The sequence below is a fragment of the Streptomyces sp. NPDC035033 genome (assembly GCF_040636735.1).
Classification (GTDB): Bacteria; Actinomycetota; Actinomycetes; order Streptomycetales; family Streptomycetaceae; genus Streptomyces.
On record NZ_JBEZUZ010000011.1, the window covers coordinates 23,136 to 39,314 of the forward strand.

At 74.8% G+C, this 16,179-nt stretch carries 9 protein-coding genes; 1 reads left to right on the forward strand and 8 read right to left on the reverse strand.

Translation table 11 applies throughout. The features are described 5' to 3' along the window. Window positions 1-81: 81 nt before the first annotated feature. The 3 genes from AB0E83_RS07235 to guaA all read right to left on the reverse strand — a co-directional run bounded on the left by AB0E83_RS07235 (window position 82) and on the right by guaA (window position 3,990). Window positions 82-1,332, reverse strand: coding sequence for a hypothetical protein (locus tag AB0E83_RS07235; RefSeq protein ID WP_362107234.1), 1,251 nt, complete (start codon window positions 1,330-1,332; stop codon window positions 82-84). A gap of 152 nt (window positions 1,333-1,484) precedes the next feature. Beyond that, entirely contained in the window at window positions 1,485-2,273 is a 789-nt protein-coding gene (locus AB0E83_RS07240; protein WP_362107236.1) for a class II aldolase/adducin family protein, read from the reverse strand. 115 nt (window positions 2,274-2,388) lie between these two features. Further along, complete coding sequence (gene guaA / locus AB0E83_RS07245) at window positions 2,389-3,990, reverse strand: glutamine-hydrolyzing GMP synthase (RefSeq protein ID WP_362107238.1); 1,602 nt, start codon at window positions 3,988-3,990, stop codon at window positions 2,389-2,391. Between the two features lie 351 nt (window positions 3,991-4,341). Here guaA and AB0E83_RS07250 point away from each other — a divergent pair, with 351 nt between their 5' ends. After that, window positions 4,342-4,632, forward strand: a complete 291-nt coding sequence (locus AB0E83_RS07250) for a chorismate mutase (protein WP_362107241.1) — start codon at window positions 4,342-4,344, stop codon at window positions 4,630-4,632. 710 nt (window positions 4,633-5,342) lie between these two features. Here AB0E83_RS07250 and AB0E83_RS07255 read toward each other — a convergent pair. From AB0E83_RS07255 to AB0E83_RS07275, 5 genes are all read right to left on the reverse strand, one after another. Continuing rightward, window positions 5,343-7,151, reverse strand: a complete 1,809-nt coding sequence (locus tag AB0E83_RS07255; protein WP_362107244.1) for a GMC family oxidoreductase — start codon at window positions 7,149-7,151, stop codon at window positions 5,343-5,345. Window positions 7,152-7,202: 51 nt separating this feature from the next. Continuing rightward, window positions 7,203-8,873, reverse strand: a complete 1,671-nt coding sequence (locus tag AB0E83_RS07260) for a succinic semialdehyde dehydrogenase (RefSeq protein WP_362107247.1) — start codon at window positions 8,871-8,873, stop codon at window positions 7,203-7,205. Between the two features lie 150 nt (window positions 8,874-9,023). Beyond that, complete coding sequence (locus AB0E83_RS07265) at window positions 9,024-10,712, reverse strand: serine/threonine-protein kinase (protein WP_362107250.1); 1,689 nt, start codon at window positions 10,710-10,712, stop codon at window positions 9,024-9,026. Between the two features lie 155 nt (window positions 10,713-10,867). Continuing rightward, a complete protein-coding gene (locus AB0E83_RS07270; RefSeq protein WP_362107253.1) occupies window positions 10,868-13,783 on the reverse strand; it encodes a protein kinase in 2,916 nt (971 codons plus the stop codon). A gap of 54 nt (window positions 13,784-13,837) precedes the next feature. After that, the gene (locus tag AB0E83_RS07275) at window positions 13,838-16,138 is read right to left on the reverse strand and encodes a protein kinase (protein ID WP_362107256.1); all 2,301 of its coding nucleotides are present in this window, start codon (window positions 16,136-16,138) and stop codon (window positions 13,838-13,840) included. Window positions 16,139-16,179: the final 41 nt, after the last annotated feature.

Below are 16,179 nucleotides of genomic sequence, written 5' to 3' on the forward strand. Positions count from 1 at the left end.
CCTCTCCACACCCCGGACGACTGTTCGCGGAACGATTGTCTCCGGTTGTCCTGTGCGGGGATACGGGGAGGGGCCGGATGCTCAGTCGACGACGTCGATCGTGACCCGGTTGGTCTCGAATCCGGCGGCGGTGACGACGGAGACCTCGACGCGGCCGGGCTCGACGTCGGCGGGGAGGGGGACGGTGAGGACGGTGTCGGTGGGGTTGGCGAAGCCGCCGGGGACCGGGACCAGGGGGACGTGGGCGTGGACCGGGCCGATGCGGACGACGAGCCGGGTGAGCGGGTCGGGGGCGGCTGCGCCGGGCGGGACGAAGCCGTGGCCGCGGATCTCGATGTCGTCGCCGGTGCGGATGGGGGCGTCGAGGTCGCCGGCCTCGCGGGCGCGGACCACGGCGTGGACGGCGGGCCGGCCGCCCTCGGTGCACTTGGCGGCGAGGTGCCAGGCGGCGGAGACGGCGACGAGGAGGGCGAGGGACCAGGGCGGTTCGGGGAGGCGGACGGGGTCGGCGGCGAGCCGGACGGCGGAGTGGACGAGGACGGCGCCGGAGACGAGGACGTACTGGACGTCGGCGAGGTCGGCGCGGCCGTTGTCGTCGCAGAGCAGGTCGGCGGCGCGGGGCCGGTCGGCGCGGACCTTCTGGAGCCGCAGGGCGGCGATCCGGGTGGAGACGACGAGCCGGGCGGTGACGGCGACGGCGGAGACGAGGGCGAGGACGGTGAGGAAGGGCGCGGCGCCGGAGAGGCCGAAGGGGGTGGCGGCGGGCGGCCGGAAGGCGAGGAAGAGGAGGGCGTAGCAGAGGAAGAGGAGCCAGGCGGCGGCGACGGCGCGGGTGGTGGAGAGCCGGTTGTCCTCGCCGGTGAGCGGGGCGAGGAGGCCGCCGCGGGCGCGGTGGGCGCGAGCGGCGGCGGTGAGCGGGACGGCGAGGAGGAGGGCGGCGCAGAGGCCGGCGGTGCGGGTGGCGGTCCAGCCGGTGCCGAGGGCGGTGAGGGCCTGGCCGAGGAGGAGGGCGAGGACGGCGGCCCAGACGGCGGCGATGCTGCCGGTGCGGACGCGGGCGAGCCAGGCGAGTCCGGCCTCCCGGCCGTGGGCGGTGACGGCGCGGGCCGACTGGGCGAGCTCGTCGGAGACCCACTGGCGGGCGGCGACCGGGGAGTGGGCGACGGCGGCGGGGACGCCGTGGCCGGCGGCGAGTTCCTCGCGGCGGGCGAGGAAGGCGGCGACGGCGCGGCGGTGGCCGGTCTCGCCGCAGTGGGCGCAGCCGGCGCAGGCCGTCGGGTGGTCGGCGGCGCCGTGGCGCCCGCCGTACTGTCTCGCCTCTTGAACCGCCACGGTGCCGCCACTTCCCGAGTTCCCGAGCCCAACGTGCCGCTGATTCCTCGGAATTGTGCCGCACCAAGGGGGCTCGGGAGGGCCGCGTGCGCCCCGCTCAGGAGTGATTGCCGCGCCATCCCATTGACGTACAGAAGGGTGAAGCGATGGTGTTACGACAGGAGTTCGGGCTCCGCTCGGCTGATCCTGCGCCAGAGGGGCTGGTAGTTGATCCAGGCGACGAGGTCGCTGCCGAGCTGTTCGCGGGTGGCGACGGCGTCCTTGTGGTCGATGAGGACGGGTTTGCCGGCGGCGCGGGCGGCGAGCTGGATGCGGGCGCAGCGGTCCATGGCGATGAACCACCAGGCGGCGGCGTCGACGGAGGAGCCGACGGTGAGCAGGCCGTGGTTGCGCAGCACGATGCCCTTGAACGGGCCGAGGGCGAGGGCGATGCGGCGGGCCTCCTCTGCGTCGACGGTGACGCCGGTGTAGGCGTCGTAGAGGGCGTGGTCCTGATAGAAGGCGCAGGCCTCCTGGGTGAGGGGGTCGAGGAGTTCGCCGAGGGCGGCCAGGGCGCGGCCGTGGGTGGAGTGGGTGTGGGCGACGGCGACGGCGTCCGGGCGGGCCCGGTGGACGGCGGCGTGGACGGTGAAGGCGGCCTGGTTGACGTGCTGGTCGCCGAGGACGACCTGGCCCTCGCCGTTGGCGAGGACGAGGTCGCTCGCGGTGAGGTCGCCGAAGGGGGCGCCGAAGGGGTTCACCCAGTAGCAGTCGTCGTACTCGGGGTCGCGGACGGTGACGTGGCCGGAGACGCCCTCCTCGTACCCGAGCCGTCCGAAGAGGCGGAGCGCGCCGGCGAGCCGCTGCTTGCGGTGGGCGCGTTCCTCCTCGGCCGTCGCGTGGACGGGCGGCATGGCGAAGTGGAGCCGGTCGACGGGGACGGGGGCCGGTATCTCGCTCATGCGCGGGAAGGTAACGCCCGGCCGGTCAAGTCACCAGAGGCCGGACGTGAACACGACGAAGCCGCCGCCCTTCGCGGGGGCGGCGGCTTCGGCCGGGCTCAGGGAGCGGGAGGGGTCACTCCCACTCGATGGTGCCCGGGGGCTTGCTGGTGACGTCGAGGACGACGCGGTTGACGTCGGCGACCTCGTTGGTGATGCGGGTGGAGATCTTGGCGAGGACCTCGTACGGCAGGCGCGACCAGTCGGCCGTCATGGCGTCCTCGGAGGAGACCGGGCGCAGCACGATCGGGTGGCCGTAGGTGCGGCCGTCGCCCTGGACGCCCACGGAGCGGACGTCGGCGAGCAGGACGACCGGGCACTGCCAGATCTCGCGGTCGAGACCGGCGGCGGTCAGCTCCTCGCGGGCGATGGCGTCGGCCTCGCGGAGCAGGTCCAGGCGCTCCTTGGTGACCTCGCCGACGATGCGGATGCCGAGGCCGGGGCCGGGGAAGGGCTGGCGCTGGACGATCTCCTCGGGCAGGCCGAGCTCCTGGCCGACCATGCGGACCTCGTCCTTGAAGAGCTGCCGCAGCGGCTCGACGAGCTGGAACTCCAGGTCCTCGGGGAGGCCGCCCACGTTGTGGTGGGACTTGATGTTGGCGGTGCCGGTGCCGCCGCCGGACTCGACGATGTCCGGGTAGAGGGTGCCCTGGACGAGGAAGGCGACCTCTTCGCCGTCGGCGGCGCCCTCGGCGATGATCTCGGCCTGCGCCTGCTCGAAGACGCGGATGAACTCACGGCCGATGATCTTGCGCTTGGTCTCCGGGTCGGAGACGCCGGCGAGGGCGGTGAGGAAGCGCTCCTGCGCGTCGACGACCTTCAGCTGGACGCCGGTGGCGGCCACGAAGTCCTTCTCGACCTGCTCGGTCTCGCCCTTGCGCATCAGGCCGTGGTCGACGTAGACGCAGGTGAGCTGGGAGCCGATGGCCTTCTGGACGAGGGCCGCGGCCACGGCGGAGTCGACGCCGCCGGAGAGGCCGCAGATGGCGCGCTTGGTGCCGACCTGGGCGCGGATCGCGGCGACCTGCTCCTCGATCACGTTGCCGGTGGTCCAGCTGGGCTCGATGCCGGCGCCGCGGTAGAGGAAGTGCTCCAGGATCTGCTGGCCGTGCGTGGAGTGCAGCACCTCGGGGTGGTACTGGACGCCGTAGAGCTTCTTCTCGTCGTTCTCGAAGGCGGCGACCGGGACCACGTCGGTGGAGGCGGTGACGGTGAAGCCCTCGGGGGCGGCGGAGCAGGCGTCGCCGTGCGACATCCACACGGACTGCTCGACCGGGGTGCCCTCGAAGAGGGTGGAGCCGGCCTTGGAGACGTGCAGCGGGGTCCGGCCGTACTCGCGGGCGCCGGTGTTGTCGACGGTGCCGCCGAGGGTCGTCGCCATCAGCTGGAAGCCGTAGCACATGCCGAAGACGGGGACGCCGGCCTCGAAGATCTCGCGGTCGAGGCGCGGGGCGCCCTCCGCGTACACGGAGGACGGGCCGCCGGAGAGGATGATCGCCTTGGGGTTCTTGGCCAGCATCTCGGCCACCGGCATGGTGGAAGGGACGATCTCGCTGTAGACCCGCGCCTCACGGACGCGACGGGCGATGAGCTGGGCGTACTGGGCGCCGAAGTCGACAACGAGGACTACGTCCGGGTTGGAGACGTCGGGCGCGGCAGCGGGGGGCGCTGAGGACACTACGGCGGCCTTCCGGCGGTAGGAGCGGTTCCCCCGACAGGGGGGCTATTTGTCGATTCTACCGGCGTGCGGATGGCTCATTTCGTCTCACCATCCGAACGCGGGTGTCCTTCGTCTCACCATCCGGGCCCGACTTGCCCCGGCCCGGAGCGCGGGGTCCATACTGGGCGCCATGCGCGAGCACTCGACCTTCCTGTTTACCTATGGCAACCGGCCCACCGGCTGCCATGGTCGTGCTGTTTGAGCAACTGACAAGCGACTTCCCAGGCGCCCCGGGCCGACAAGGCCCGGGGCGTCCTGCGTTTCCCGGGCCGTGCCGATCCGGGGCCCCCTCACCACCAGGAGCCCCAGATGACCACGAAGACCCTCACCGAGCAGACCGGCGCCCGCACCGACGAGGCGGCCTCGCTGATCGGCGACGCCCGCGAGCGGATCGACGCGCTCGACGACCGGATCATCGGCCTCATCCAGGAACGGATGGCGGTCTCGGCGGTGATCCAGGAGGCGCGGATCTCCTCCGGCGGCCGGCGGGTGAACCTGGCCCGCGAGATGGAGGTCCTGGCCCGCTACCGGGACGCGCTGGGCAAGCCGGGCACGGCGCTGGCGATGACGATGCTGGAGCTGTGCCGCGGCCGCGTCTGAGGGGCGGCCGGGGCCGGGGGTGCGGCCGGGGTGCGGCCGGGGCCGGGGGACGCGGCCGGGGCCGGGGGTGCGGGCGGGACGCGTCTGAGTGGGTGCCCGCACCCGCGTTCGGGGCCGGTCTCACCCGTACGGCGCGTGACCGGCGCCCGCCGGGCTTCGTTGAGCGGGGTGTCCGTGCCAGCCAGGGGCGGGCCCGTAGAAACCACGCGTGGCTTCGCTGGAGCGTGTGACGTGCTTCTCGTACGTCGTGGGACCTCGCTCCAGCGCGCGTGACCGGACGGCAGGGGACAGCAGCCCGGTCACCCAGAAAGGGCGGTCGGTCCCGGGGACGCCCGGGGCCGGCCGCACCCGGCTCACCGGTCGCGGTCCCCGCGGCCCGGCACCAGTACCCGAACCGTACGACCGTCCCCCTCGACCGTCCCCTCGACCCCCCTCCCCCGACGCGGCGCCCCCGGCGCCGCTCCGCCCGGCGCCGCCGCTGCCCTGACACCGGTGCCGGCCCCGGGCCCGTACCGCGACCGGAATCGCGGTGCGGGCCCCTTTTCACACCCCTCCCCCATCATGTGACGCGCGTCACACGAAGATCCTGGGCAACGCCTACAACCAAAGGCGGGGGCCGGAGGTCATCTATGCAGCAACACCGAAAAGCCGGAAGGGCGCTGCACTCGGAGGGGGGTGCAGCGCCCTTTCCGTCTCTCCGGCTCCGGCCGTCAGGACTCCTTCTTCGGCGGGACCGCCGGGATGCCGAGGAAGGGCAGCCGCAGGGCGCCGAACGCCTCGGCCGGCACCGCCGGCGACTTCGGCTCGACCGGCGCCAGCCGCACGTACCCCTCGCCCTGCCGGGGGCGCGGGTCCTCCTCGCCCTTGTTCGGCCAGAAGGACATGGCCCGCTCCGCCTGGGCGGTGATCGTCAGGGACGGGTTCACGCCGAGGTTGGCGGAGACCGCCGAGCCGTCCACGACCGAGATGCCGGGGTGGCCGTAGAGCCGGTGGTACGGGTCGATGACGCCGGATTCCGCGTCGGCGCCGATCGGGCAGCCGCCGAGGAAGTGGGCGGTCAGCGGGGTGCCCATCAGCTCGCCGATGTTCGACCCGGCGAAGCCGTTGATCTCCTCGGAGATCAGGGTGGCGGCCCGGGTCGCCGCCTCGATCTGCGTCGGGTTCGGCGCCCCGTGCCCCTGGCGGGCGGTGAGCAGGCCCTTCCCGATGCCGCCGGGCTTGCGGTAGGTGGTCAGCGAGTTGTCGAGGGACTGCATGACCAGACCGATGATCGTCTTCTCGGACCAGCGCCGGTTGGAGAGCGAGCGGAGCGCGAGGAGGGGGTGCCGGGCCATGTTGAGGGCCCAGCCGCGCACCCGGTGGGCGCCGTAGGGGACCTGGAGGACGGTGAGGCCGCCCATCGAGTTGGAGCCCCTGCCGTAGCGGACCGGCTCGATGTGGGTGTTCTCGTCGGGGTGGACGGACGAGGTGATGGCGACGCCGCGGGTGAAGTCGACCTTGGCCTTGCCGTGCTTGCGCCGGTAGCGGCGGTCGGTGGTCTGGGCGCCGACCAGGCCCTCGGAGTTGGTGCGGGTCAGCTCGCCGAGCCGGGCGGAGATCCGGGGCAGCAGGCCGGTGTCCTTCATCCGGTGCAGCAGGGTCTGGGTCCCGTACGTGCCGGCGGCGATCACCACCCGGCGGGCGGTGAAGGTGCGGCCCCGGCCCTTCCTCCGGTCGTCGGTGGGGAGGGTCTTCACGGCGTAGCCGCCGCGCGAGTCCTCGGTGACGGCGACGACCGAGGTCATCGGGTGGACGACCGCGCCCGCCTTCTCCGCGAGGTGGAGGTAGTTCTCGTTGAGGGTGTTCTTGGCGCCGTGGCGGCAGCCGGTCATGCACTCGCCGCACTCGGTGCACGCCTTGCGCGAGGGGCCGACGCCGCCGAAGAAGGGGTCGGCGACCTCGCCGCCCGGCTTCGCCCTCGCCGTCCCGTCGGCGTCCCGCCCGTCCCCGAAGAAGACGCCGACCGGCGCCATGTGGAAGGTGTCGCCGATCCCCATGGCCTGGGCGGCGGCCTTGAGGTGCACGTCGGAGGGGGTCATCGTCGGGTTGAGCCGGACGCCCAGCATCCGCTTCGCCTGGTCGTAGTACGGGGCGAGTTCGGACCGCCAGTCGGTGATGTCCTTCCACTGCGGGTCGTCGAAGAACGGCGCGAGCGGCTCGTACAGCGTGTTCGCGTAGTTGAGGGAGCCGCCGCCGACGCCCGCGCCGGCGAGGACCATCACGTTGCCGAGCAGGTGGATGCGCTGGATGCCGTAGAGGCCGAGCGCCGGCGCCCACAGGAAGTTCTTCAGGTCCCAGGAGTTCTTCGGCAGGGTCTCCCGGGTGAAGCGACGGCCGGCCTCCAGGACGCCGACCCGGTACCCCTTCTCGGTGAGCCGCAGGGCGGTGACCGAACCGCCGAAGCCGGAGCCGACCACGAGGACGTCGTAGTCGTACGCGTCGTCCTCGTCGTGATTTCGGGCAGGGGGTACCGCGGACATGGCTCTCCTCGTGAGGAAAAGGGCGGAACGGGCAGGGGTGCGGGAGGGGCGTCAGCTCAGCCGGAGGGCCTTCAGCGCCTTCAGGGAGAGGCTCATCACCGCCGCGTACTTCTCGTCGTCCATCCCGAAGGAGGGCGCGAGCGGCATCAGGCGCTGCTGGGCGACGGTCTGGGCCTCGGTGTACTTGAGGATGCCCTCGGAGCCGTGGCGGCGGCCGAGGCCGGAGTCCTTCATGCCGCCCATCGGGGCGCGGACGCTGCCGTACGCGGGCGCGTACCCCTCGTTGATGTTGACGGTGCCGGTGCGCAGGCGGGCGGCGACGGCGTGGCCGCGGCGGGAGTCGGTGGTCCAGACGGAGGAGTTGAGGCCGTACGGGGTGGCGTTGGCGCGCGCGATCACCTCGTCCTCGTCGCGGAAGCGGTAGATCGAGACGACCGGGCCGAAGGTCTCCTCGGCGCAGACGGACATCGGGGCCTCGACGCCGTCGAGGATGGTCGGCTCGTAGAAGAGCGGGCCGATGTCGGGGCGGGCGACGCCGCCGGCGACCAGCGTGGCGCCCTTGGCGACGGCCTCCTCGACGTGCCGGCTGACGGTCTCCAGCTGCCGCTCGCCGACGAGGGAGCCCATGTCGGCGCCGTACGCGAGGGAGGTGCCGAGCCGCATGGCCCGGGTGCGGGCGGCGAAGCGCTCGACGAAGGCGTCGGCGATCGACTCGTGGACGTAGAGGCGCTCGATGGAGATGCAGAGCTGGCCGGCGGAGGAGAAGCAGGCGCGGACGGCGCCGGCGGCGGCCTTCTCGACGTCGGCGTCCTCCAGGACCAGCATGGCGTTCTTGCCGCCGAGTTCGAGGGAGACGCCGACGAGGCGGGCGGCGGCGCCCTGGGCGACCTCGCGGCCGGTGCGGGTGGAGCCGGTGAAGGAGACGTAGTCGGCGTGGCGGACGACCTCGGGGCCGACGACCGGGCCCTCGCCGAGCACGACCTGGAAGACCTCGGCCGGGAGGCCGGCCTCGACGAGCAGGTCGCGGGCCCAGAGCGCGGTGAGCGCGGTCTCGGTGTCGGGCTTCATCACGAGGGCGTTGCCGGCCACGAAGGCGGGCAGGGCGTCGCCGACGGAGAGTTCGAGGGGGTAGTTCCAGGGGGCGATCTGGCCGACGACCCCGCGCGGCTGGCGCAGTTCGGTCACCTTGGTGAGGGTCGGGACGACGCCGGTGTGCCGCTTGGGACGGAGGTACGAGGACGCCTTGCGGCCGTAGTGGCGGGCGGCGACGGCGACCGCGAGGACCTCCTCGTGGGCGTGCAGCCGGGCCTTGCCGGTCTCCAGCTGGATGAGGTCGAGGACCTCGGACTGGCGGGCGAGGACCAGGTCGTGGAAGCGGAGCAGCACGGCGGCGCGGGTCCGGACGGGGGTGGCGGCCCAGGCGGCCTGCGCGGCGCGGGCGCGCTCGAACGCCTCGGCGACGTCCTCGGGGGTGGCCTCCGGCAGGTCCGCCAGCTTCTTCCCGGTGAACGGGGTGTGGTTGGCGGTGCGGCCGGAGCCGATGACGCCGCGGGTGAGCCGGGCGACCAGGTCGGGCGTCACCACGTCGGCGGCGGTACGGGCGCCGGCCGGGGCGGGGGCGACCGGGTTGGTCGCGCCCGCCGGGGCGGCGGGGCGGGCCGCCGGCGCGGCGTCGTCGTCGGCGGGAACCGTGAGGGCGGCGGGGGCCTGCGAGTCCGTCATGACGCCGAGCGTAAGCGGCGTTCCGGTCTTTGGGTACCCGCCGGTAACGCGTTTTCACCAGCCGCGCACATCATGCCAGTGATCACTGGCGGATAAGCCCTGATCAGGGGCTTACGGCCCGGGAAGGCCGTCGCGAAGATTTTTCGGCGGTCACTCGCCGGGCGCCCGCCAGTGCTGGAGGACGACGTCGAACTGCTGTCGGGTCGTCTCCCAGCTCGACTCCGGCGAGGACATGTAGATCGCGTACTCGGTGCCGTCGTCGGCGTAGTACACCTGGTCGATCGCGTGCCGGGGACCGGGGAAGTTCTGCCGCTCGGTCCAGGTGAACTCCCACAGCGCGGACTTGACCTGATCGCGGTAGGTGTTCTGGTTCAGCCACACCCGCTGGTAGTCCATCCGCTTCCGGAGCGTCTTCTCCAGGTCCAGGACGTGCAGGTACGGGTTCTCGAAGTCGGGGCTCCCGTCGATGCTGATCCGGATGCGGTGGCGGCCGCCGTCCGGGGTGTAGTCGATGTTCGCGCCGTCCTTCTGCCGCTTCCAGCCGTCCGGGACGACCAGGCTGAAGCCCTCCGGGTCGTCGACCCTGCGCCAGCCGGCCGGGACGTCGTCCGCCGCGATCCCCTTGCGGTCGGCGGTGGGGGCGGGGCCGGTGCTGACGCCGGTGGTCGGCCGGGGGCCGGGGCCGGAGCCGCCGCCCCCGTACTGCATCACGGCGAAGACGGCGCCGCCCGCGACGGCGGCGGCGAGCACCGCGGTGAGGACGGCGGAGCGCCAGCGGCCCTTCCCGCCGCCGGAGCCGGGCGCGGGGAAGGGCGCGGCGGGGACGGCGGTGGGCGGGGAGGCGGGCGGGGCCTGGGGCGGGCGCCGGCCGGCGGACGCCTGGGCCGGGTTCGGCCACACGGCCGTCGCGGGGGCCGGGGACGGCGCCGGTGCGTCCTCCGGGGCGGCGGCCGTCTCCCGGGACATCCGCTGCGTCGGCACGTACGCCTGGGCCGTCTCCGGGCTGCGCCCCTCCATGGCGTCGAGCAGCATCCGCTCGGCCTCGTCCGCGCGCGGCCGCTGGTCCGGGTCCTTGCGCAGCAGGGCCACGATGACGGAGGCGAGCGGCCCCGCGTTCGCCGGGTGGGGCGGCTCCTCGCCGACGACGGCCTGCATGGTGCTGATCGGGGACGTGCGGCGGAACGGCGAGGTGCCCTCGACCGCCGTGTACAGGGTGGCGCCGAGCGACCAGAGGTCGGAGGCCGGGCCGGGGTCGCCGCCCCGTACCCGCTCGGGCGCCAGGTAGTCGATGGAACCGACGAGTTCACCGGTCCGGGTGATGGTCGAGTCGCCCTCGATCGCCGCGATGCCGAAGTCGGTGATGAGGACCCGTCCGTCACGGGCGAGCAGGACGTTGCCGGGCTTCACGTCCCGGTGGAGCACCCCGGCCGCGTGCGCGGCGCGCAGCGCGCCGACGACGTGCAGTCCGACCCGGGCCGCCTCGCGCGGCGCGATCGTCCCGGCCTCCTTGACCGCGTCGGCGAGCGAGGGGCCGTCGACGTACTGCATGACGATCCAGGGCCGGTCGTCGTGTTCGAGGACGTCGTGGACGGTCACCACGCCGGGGTGGGAGATCCGGGCGGCGGCCCGCGCCTCCTTCTGGGTACGGGCGTGCAGCACCAGCCGGTCGGCCTCGGCGACGAACCGACCCGCCGTCAGTTCCTTCACCGCCACCACGCGGTGCAGCACCTCGTCGTGCGCGCGCCAGACCTTGCCCATGCCGCCGCGCCCGATGGACTCGCCGAGCCGGTACCGCCCGGCGAGCAGCAGACCCGCACCTGTGCCCTGAGAGTGTTCCACTTGCCCCCGCCCCGTAGCTTCGGATGCCAGGTTACGGAGGAGGGGACGGAGGACGGAACCTCGGGGCCCGCAAAGGAACACCACCGTGACCGGCGGGGGGTGACGGAGGGGTGGTGGCGGGGGCGCGAAGGGGGCGCGGCGGGGCGCGTACGGGGTCAGCGGCCCGGGCGGAAGCCCTTCACGGCCTCGTCGTAGACCTCCGAGACCTTGTCCCGCTCGCTCTCCGGTCCGATGACTTGGACGACGTAGTAGCGGCCGTCGTCGATCAGGGCGAGGTTGCGGACGAAGACCTCGCGGCCCGTGCTGTCGAGCCAGGTGTAGTGCCCCTCGGCGGTCGGCGTGCGGCCGATGTCCACCCGCCGGGCCTTCACCAACTGCGACCAGCTGGACTGCCGGTAGGGCTCCAGCTCGCGCTCCTTGGAGTTCTGGTACTCCAGCGGGTCGGAGCCGTGGTCCCGGACGCTGTCCCGGCCCGGGACGACGATCATCGTGAAGTCGCCGCCGGTGTAGCGGACTTGTCCCGCGTCGTTGATGGGGCTGCGGCGCCAGTCGCGCGGCACCCCGATCCGGAAGCCCTCCGGGTCCTCCCGCAGCGCGTAACCGGCGGCGAGGGCGGGCCCGGAGGAGCCGGGCGCGGAGGGGGTGGCGGACGGCGGGGCCGACCCGGTGGGCGGGGCGGCGGGGGCGGTCGTGGCGGGGGGCGGGGCGGTGTCCGGTGCCCGGGTGGCCGGGGCGGTGGCCGGCGCCGTGGTCCCGGTGCCGGTCGGGCGGGCGCCGGAGGGCTCCTCCCCCGCGCCGGGCAGGGCGACGGCGACGTACGTCAGGGCACCGCCGAGCAGCAGCAGGACGAGGAGCAGCAGACGCCGGCCGAGGGAGCGCGGGGCGCGCGGGGGCTCGGGCCCGACGTCCTCGCGGGCGTGGTCGTAGGAGACGTGGTCGTAGGAGTCGTGGCCGTAGGAGTCGTGGCCGTCGTGGGCCCGGTGGGGCTCGTACGGCTGTTCGTGCGCCTGGAACCGCTCGGTGGGCGGCTGTTCCTCGGGTACGGGGGCGGGCGCGGGCGGCCGGTTCCCCCGGGCGTCCTTGGCGCGGCGGTGCCGGTGGCGCCCGGAACCGGCGGCCGCGCGCCGGCGGCGGACCAGTTCGCCCCGGCGGCGCAGGATCGGCAGCCGCTTCGCGTCGAACGGCGACGGGGGCGCGGCCGCGAGGTCCGCCTCCGGCTCGGGCGCGGAGCGGACCAGCGAGCGCAGCCAGCCGCGCAGCTCCTCGAAGTCGGGCCGCTCGGTGGGGTCCTGGCGCAGCAGGGACTCGACCACCGGACGCAGCGGGCCGCACTCCTCGGCGAAGGCGGGCGGTTCGGCGCAGACCAGCTGGACCAGTTCGGCCGCGTTGTCCTCGGGGTAGGGGGCGTGGCCCTGGACGGCCCGGTAGAGCAGGGCGCCGAGCGCCCACAGGTCGGTGGCGGGGCCGATGGGCGGGGCGAGCCGCCAGTTCTCGTGCACGGGCCCGGCCTGTTCGGGCGCCCAGCGCTCGGTGACGGCGCCGACGACCGCGATCCGGGTCTGCCGGGCCCGCTCGGCGGCGAGCCGGGTGGCCGGGCCCCGGTACCGCTCCCCCGCCGGGCCGGGCTGCGCGGGGACGGCGGCCCCGGCGGGCGGCGGGCCCGGCCGGGCGGGCTCCGGGGTCGCGGCCGTGTAGCCGGCGGGCAGCGCGGGCCGGCCGGAGCCGGGCAGCACGGGACCGCCGCCGGCCGGGACCGGCGGCGAGCCGTCCCGGGAGGCGTGCGGGCCGTCGCTCCAGGTGCCCTTGAGCATCAGCCGGGGCGGACGCGGACCGCCGTAAGGCCGCTCGTCCTCCTCGTCCTCGCCCTCGTCGTCGTCCTCGTCGTCCGCCGCGCGCGCCCACCACTGCGGGGCGGGCCCGGGCCGGGTGGCCTCCGGGAGCCCGGACGGCGCGGTCGGGGACTCGGGAGCGGGGTCGGGGGCGGGCTCGGGGTCGGACTGGTGCGTGAGTTCGGGCCGGGGCCGGGGCTCGGCCGGGCGCTGCTCCGGCAGCGGGCCGGTGTCGCCGAGCCGCGCGGCGGCGGCGCGGGTGGCCGCGCGGTAGGCGGCGATGGCCCCCGCCCGGGCCGCCCGCAGATCGGCGCCGGGCGGCACCGCCGGGGCCTCGGACGGGGCCGCGGGGCGCGGGACCGGCGTCGCCCGGCCGTAGGGGTCGGCGCCGTACGGAAGGGGCTCCGGCGACGGCTCTGGCTCCGGCTCGGGAGCCGCGTACACGCCGGTCTCGTAGAGCTCACCGGCGTCGTAGGCCGCCCCGGGCTCGTACGTCTCGGGCTCGTACGTCTCGGGCTCGTACGCCTCGACGGCTTCCTCGTACGCCCCGTCCCCCTCCGGCTCCTCGTACGTCTCGTCCGCCTCATAGGTCCCGTACGCCTCGTGGTCCGGCGTCGGCGGGCGGAAGGCCGGGTCCTCGGGGTCCGGGACGGGGGCGTAGCCGCAGAGGGCCTCCTCGGCGGCGCCGGCGGCGAGGCCGGTGAGGAGGACGCGGCCGTCGTCGCAGACGAGGACCGTGCGGGCGGTGATGTTGCGGTGGACCCAGCCGTGGGCGTGGAGGGCGCGCAGGGCGGTGAGGACGTCCGCGGCGATCTCGGCGGCGCGGAACGGGTTGAGTGGGCCCTCGGCGAGGAGCGCGGAGAGGGGGCGGGCGGCCACGTGCTCGCTGACGATCCACAGCGAGCCGGCCTCCGCGAAGACGTCGAAGACCTGGTCGAGCAAGGGGTGGTCGGGGATCTGGGCGGCGGCCTGGGCCGCCTCGACGGCCCGGCGCACGACCGGCTCGGCCGGTCTGCGGGTGGCCCCGCCCCCGCCCGCGTACGGGCCGGCGGGCGCGGGGCCCTCGCCGAGGACCTCGGCGTCGACGATCTCGGGGAGCGGGACCTGACGGACCCGCACCTCCTGGCCGCTGTAGGTGTCGAACGCGCGGGTCTCGACGAGTTCGACGAGGGCGTCGGCGCCGCCGGGCGGGACCGGCAGGCGGTAGCGCTCGGCGAGCACCCTTCCCGCGTACTCGTCCATTGCGCCTCCCCCCGCGCTTCGGTCGTCCCCCGCCCCTCACGATACGGGCGTCGGTCAGTCCTTGGGGCTGAACGTGGCGAACGCCGTCTCGCGCAGCGTCCTGCACTCCGCTCCGTTCCACTCCTCGGCCTTGCAGCTGACCATGATCGAGTAGCCGCGCTTCGCGTCCACCTTGAAACCGCGGTTGAGGACGTGGACCCGCATGCCCTTCTGAGTCCGCTCGAACTCCCAGTCCGCGACGGTCGGGTAGCCCTTGTACGAGACGGCGTCGACGCGGATGTGCTTGTAGGCGGTGCTGGTCAGGCGGACGCTGCCCACGGCGGCGAGCCAGGCGGCCTTGGCGTCGTCCTTGGGGCTGGCGTTGAAGTCGACCTGGACGCGCGGGAAGCCGCCGTTCTCGCTCCATATGGCGCCGCCGCTGTAGCCGTCTATGGGCCGCATGGTGAAGCCGGAGGGCATGGCCATGGAGAAGTGGAAGCGGTCGTTGGTGACCGTCTTGTAGCCGGCGGGGAGCGCGGGGCCGGTGCCGCCGCTGGGCTTGGCGGTGGGCGTGGTGCCGGTCTGGCCGGTGGAGCCGTCCGTGGAGCCGTTCGCGGCCGCGCCGCCGGCCCCGTCGGTGCCGTTGTCGCCCGTGGAGCCGTCGGCGCCGGGCTGGGCGCCGCCCTGCTCGGTGGGGTCGCCCGACGAGCCGCCCGAGTTGCCCTCGGCACCGGAGCCGCCGTCGCCGCCGGCGGTGGTCCCGGCCGAGACGGTGGTGTCGCCGCCCTTGCCCTCGGCGCCCTTGTCGTCGCCGCTCAGGGAGACGGCGAGGATGGTGCCGAGGACGGCGAGGACGGCGACCGCGGCGATGATCACCAGGGTGCGCCGGGGGACGACGTCGGTGAGCGGGGCGCGGACCGGCGCCGTCCGGGGGCCGCCCTGCGGCGGCACGGGACGGGCCTGCTCCTTGCCCTTCTCCTTGGCGCGGTCCTTCGCCTTCGCCTCGGCCTTGGCCGCCGCGGCCGCGTTCCGTACGGAGGCGAGGGCGCCCCTCACCCGGTCGGCGGCGGGCTCCGGGGCCTTCTCGCGGGCGACGGTCGCGGCCGCCGGTTCCCGCTCGGGGCTGGTCGGCAGCGGGACGATCCTGGTCACCTCGGGCGACGGCTCCGGGGCGGCCTCGGGGGCGTCGAGCACGGCGCGCAGCAGCACCCGGGCGCGGGCGTCGTCGAGCCGCTGCGCCGGGTCCTTGGCGAGCAGGCCGTAGATGACCTGCTCCAGCTCCGGGCCCGCGTTCTTCGGCGGGTCGACGGGCTCGGTCATGACGGCGGTGAGGGTCGCGATCGCGGAACCCTTGTCGTACGGCGGGCTGCCCTCGACCGCCGCGTACAGCAGGCCGCCCAGCGACCACAGGTCGGCGGCGGGGCCGGGCTTGTGGCCGCGGGCGCGCTCGGGCGAGATGTACGAGGGGGCGCCGACGAGCATGCCGGTGGAGGTGATGGAGGGGTCGCCCTCGACCTGGGCGATGCCGAAGTCGGTGAGGACGACGCGGCCGTCGTCGGCGATGAGGACGTTGGACGGCTTCACGTCGCGGTGGAGGATGCCCTCGCGGTGCGCGGAGCGCAGCACGTCGAGGATGGCGAGGCCGACCTCGGCGGCGCGGCGCGGGGTGAGGACGCCGTCCTCGCGCACGGCGTCGGCGAGCGACTTGCCCTCGATGAGCTCCATGACGATCCAGGGACGGTCGTCCTCGTCGACGACGTCGTAGACGGTCACGGCGCCGTTGTTGCGGATCCGGGCGATGGCCTTGGCCTCGCGCAGGGTCCGGGTGATGAGGCGGCGCTTCTCGTCGTCGTCGATGCTGTTGGGGAAGCGGAGTTCCTTGACGGCGACGGTGCGGCCGAGGGTCTCGTCGACGGCGCGCCAGACGGTGCCCATGCCGCCGCGGCCGAGAAGGGCGCCGAGCCGGTAGCGGCCGGCGAGCAGCCGGCCCTCGGTCTCGGCGGTGGTGGAGGCGGCGCCCTTGCGGAGCCGGTCGGCCGCGGGCCGCTGCCCGTCGCCGTCCCCGGCACCGAAACCGGCCCGTCCGGTGGACGGCTCGGTCCCCGGCACCCGCCGAGCGGCCGCCGGCTTCGCGTCCTGCGGCCCGGCGTCGGGCTTCGCGTCCCGAGGGCCCGCGTCCTGCGGCCCGGTGGGCTCGGGCGCGCCGCTCCCGGCCGCCGTCCCCCCGTCCGCGGTCTCCGCGTCCTGTGCCGCCCCGTCCCGTGCCGCCTCGCGCGCGGCCGGAACCGTCCCCCGCCCGCCGTCGGTCGCGGCCCCCGCGGCGGCGTCCCGCCGGGGGTCCTTCGCCGTGTCCCGCGACTGCTCCGACTCCGACATGCGTCCCCTCTGCGATCCCTGATCTCCGCCGCGCCCGCCGC

Bases quoted from the DNA above. Each gene is read 5' to 3' on its own strand.
- AB0E83_RS07240 (WP_362107236.1), bottom strand. From the start codon at position 2,273: ATGAGCGAGATACCGGCCCCCGTCCCCGTCGACCGGCTCCACTTCGCC.
- AB0E83_RS07250 (WP_362107241.1), top strand. From the start codon at position 4,342: ATGACCACGAAGACCCTCACCGAGCAGACCGGCGCCCGCACCGACGAG.
- AB0E83_RS07255 (WP_362107244.1), bottom strand. From the start codon at position 7,151: ATGTCCGCGGTACCCCCTGCCCGAAATCACGACGAGGACGACGCGTAC.
- AB0E83_RS07260 (WP_362107247.1), bottom strand. From the start codon at position 8,873: ATGACGGACTCGCAGGCCCCCGCCGCCCTCACGGTTCCCGCCGACGAC.
- AB0E83_RS07270 (WP_362107253.1), bottom strand. From the start codon at position 13,783: ATGGACGAGTACGCGGGAAGGGTGCTCGCCGAGCGCTACCGCCTGCCG.
- AB0E83_RS07275 (WP_362107256.1), bottom strand. From the start codon at position 16,138: ATGTCGGAGTCGGAGCAGTCGCGGGACACGGCGAAGGACCCCCGGCGG.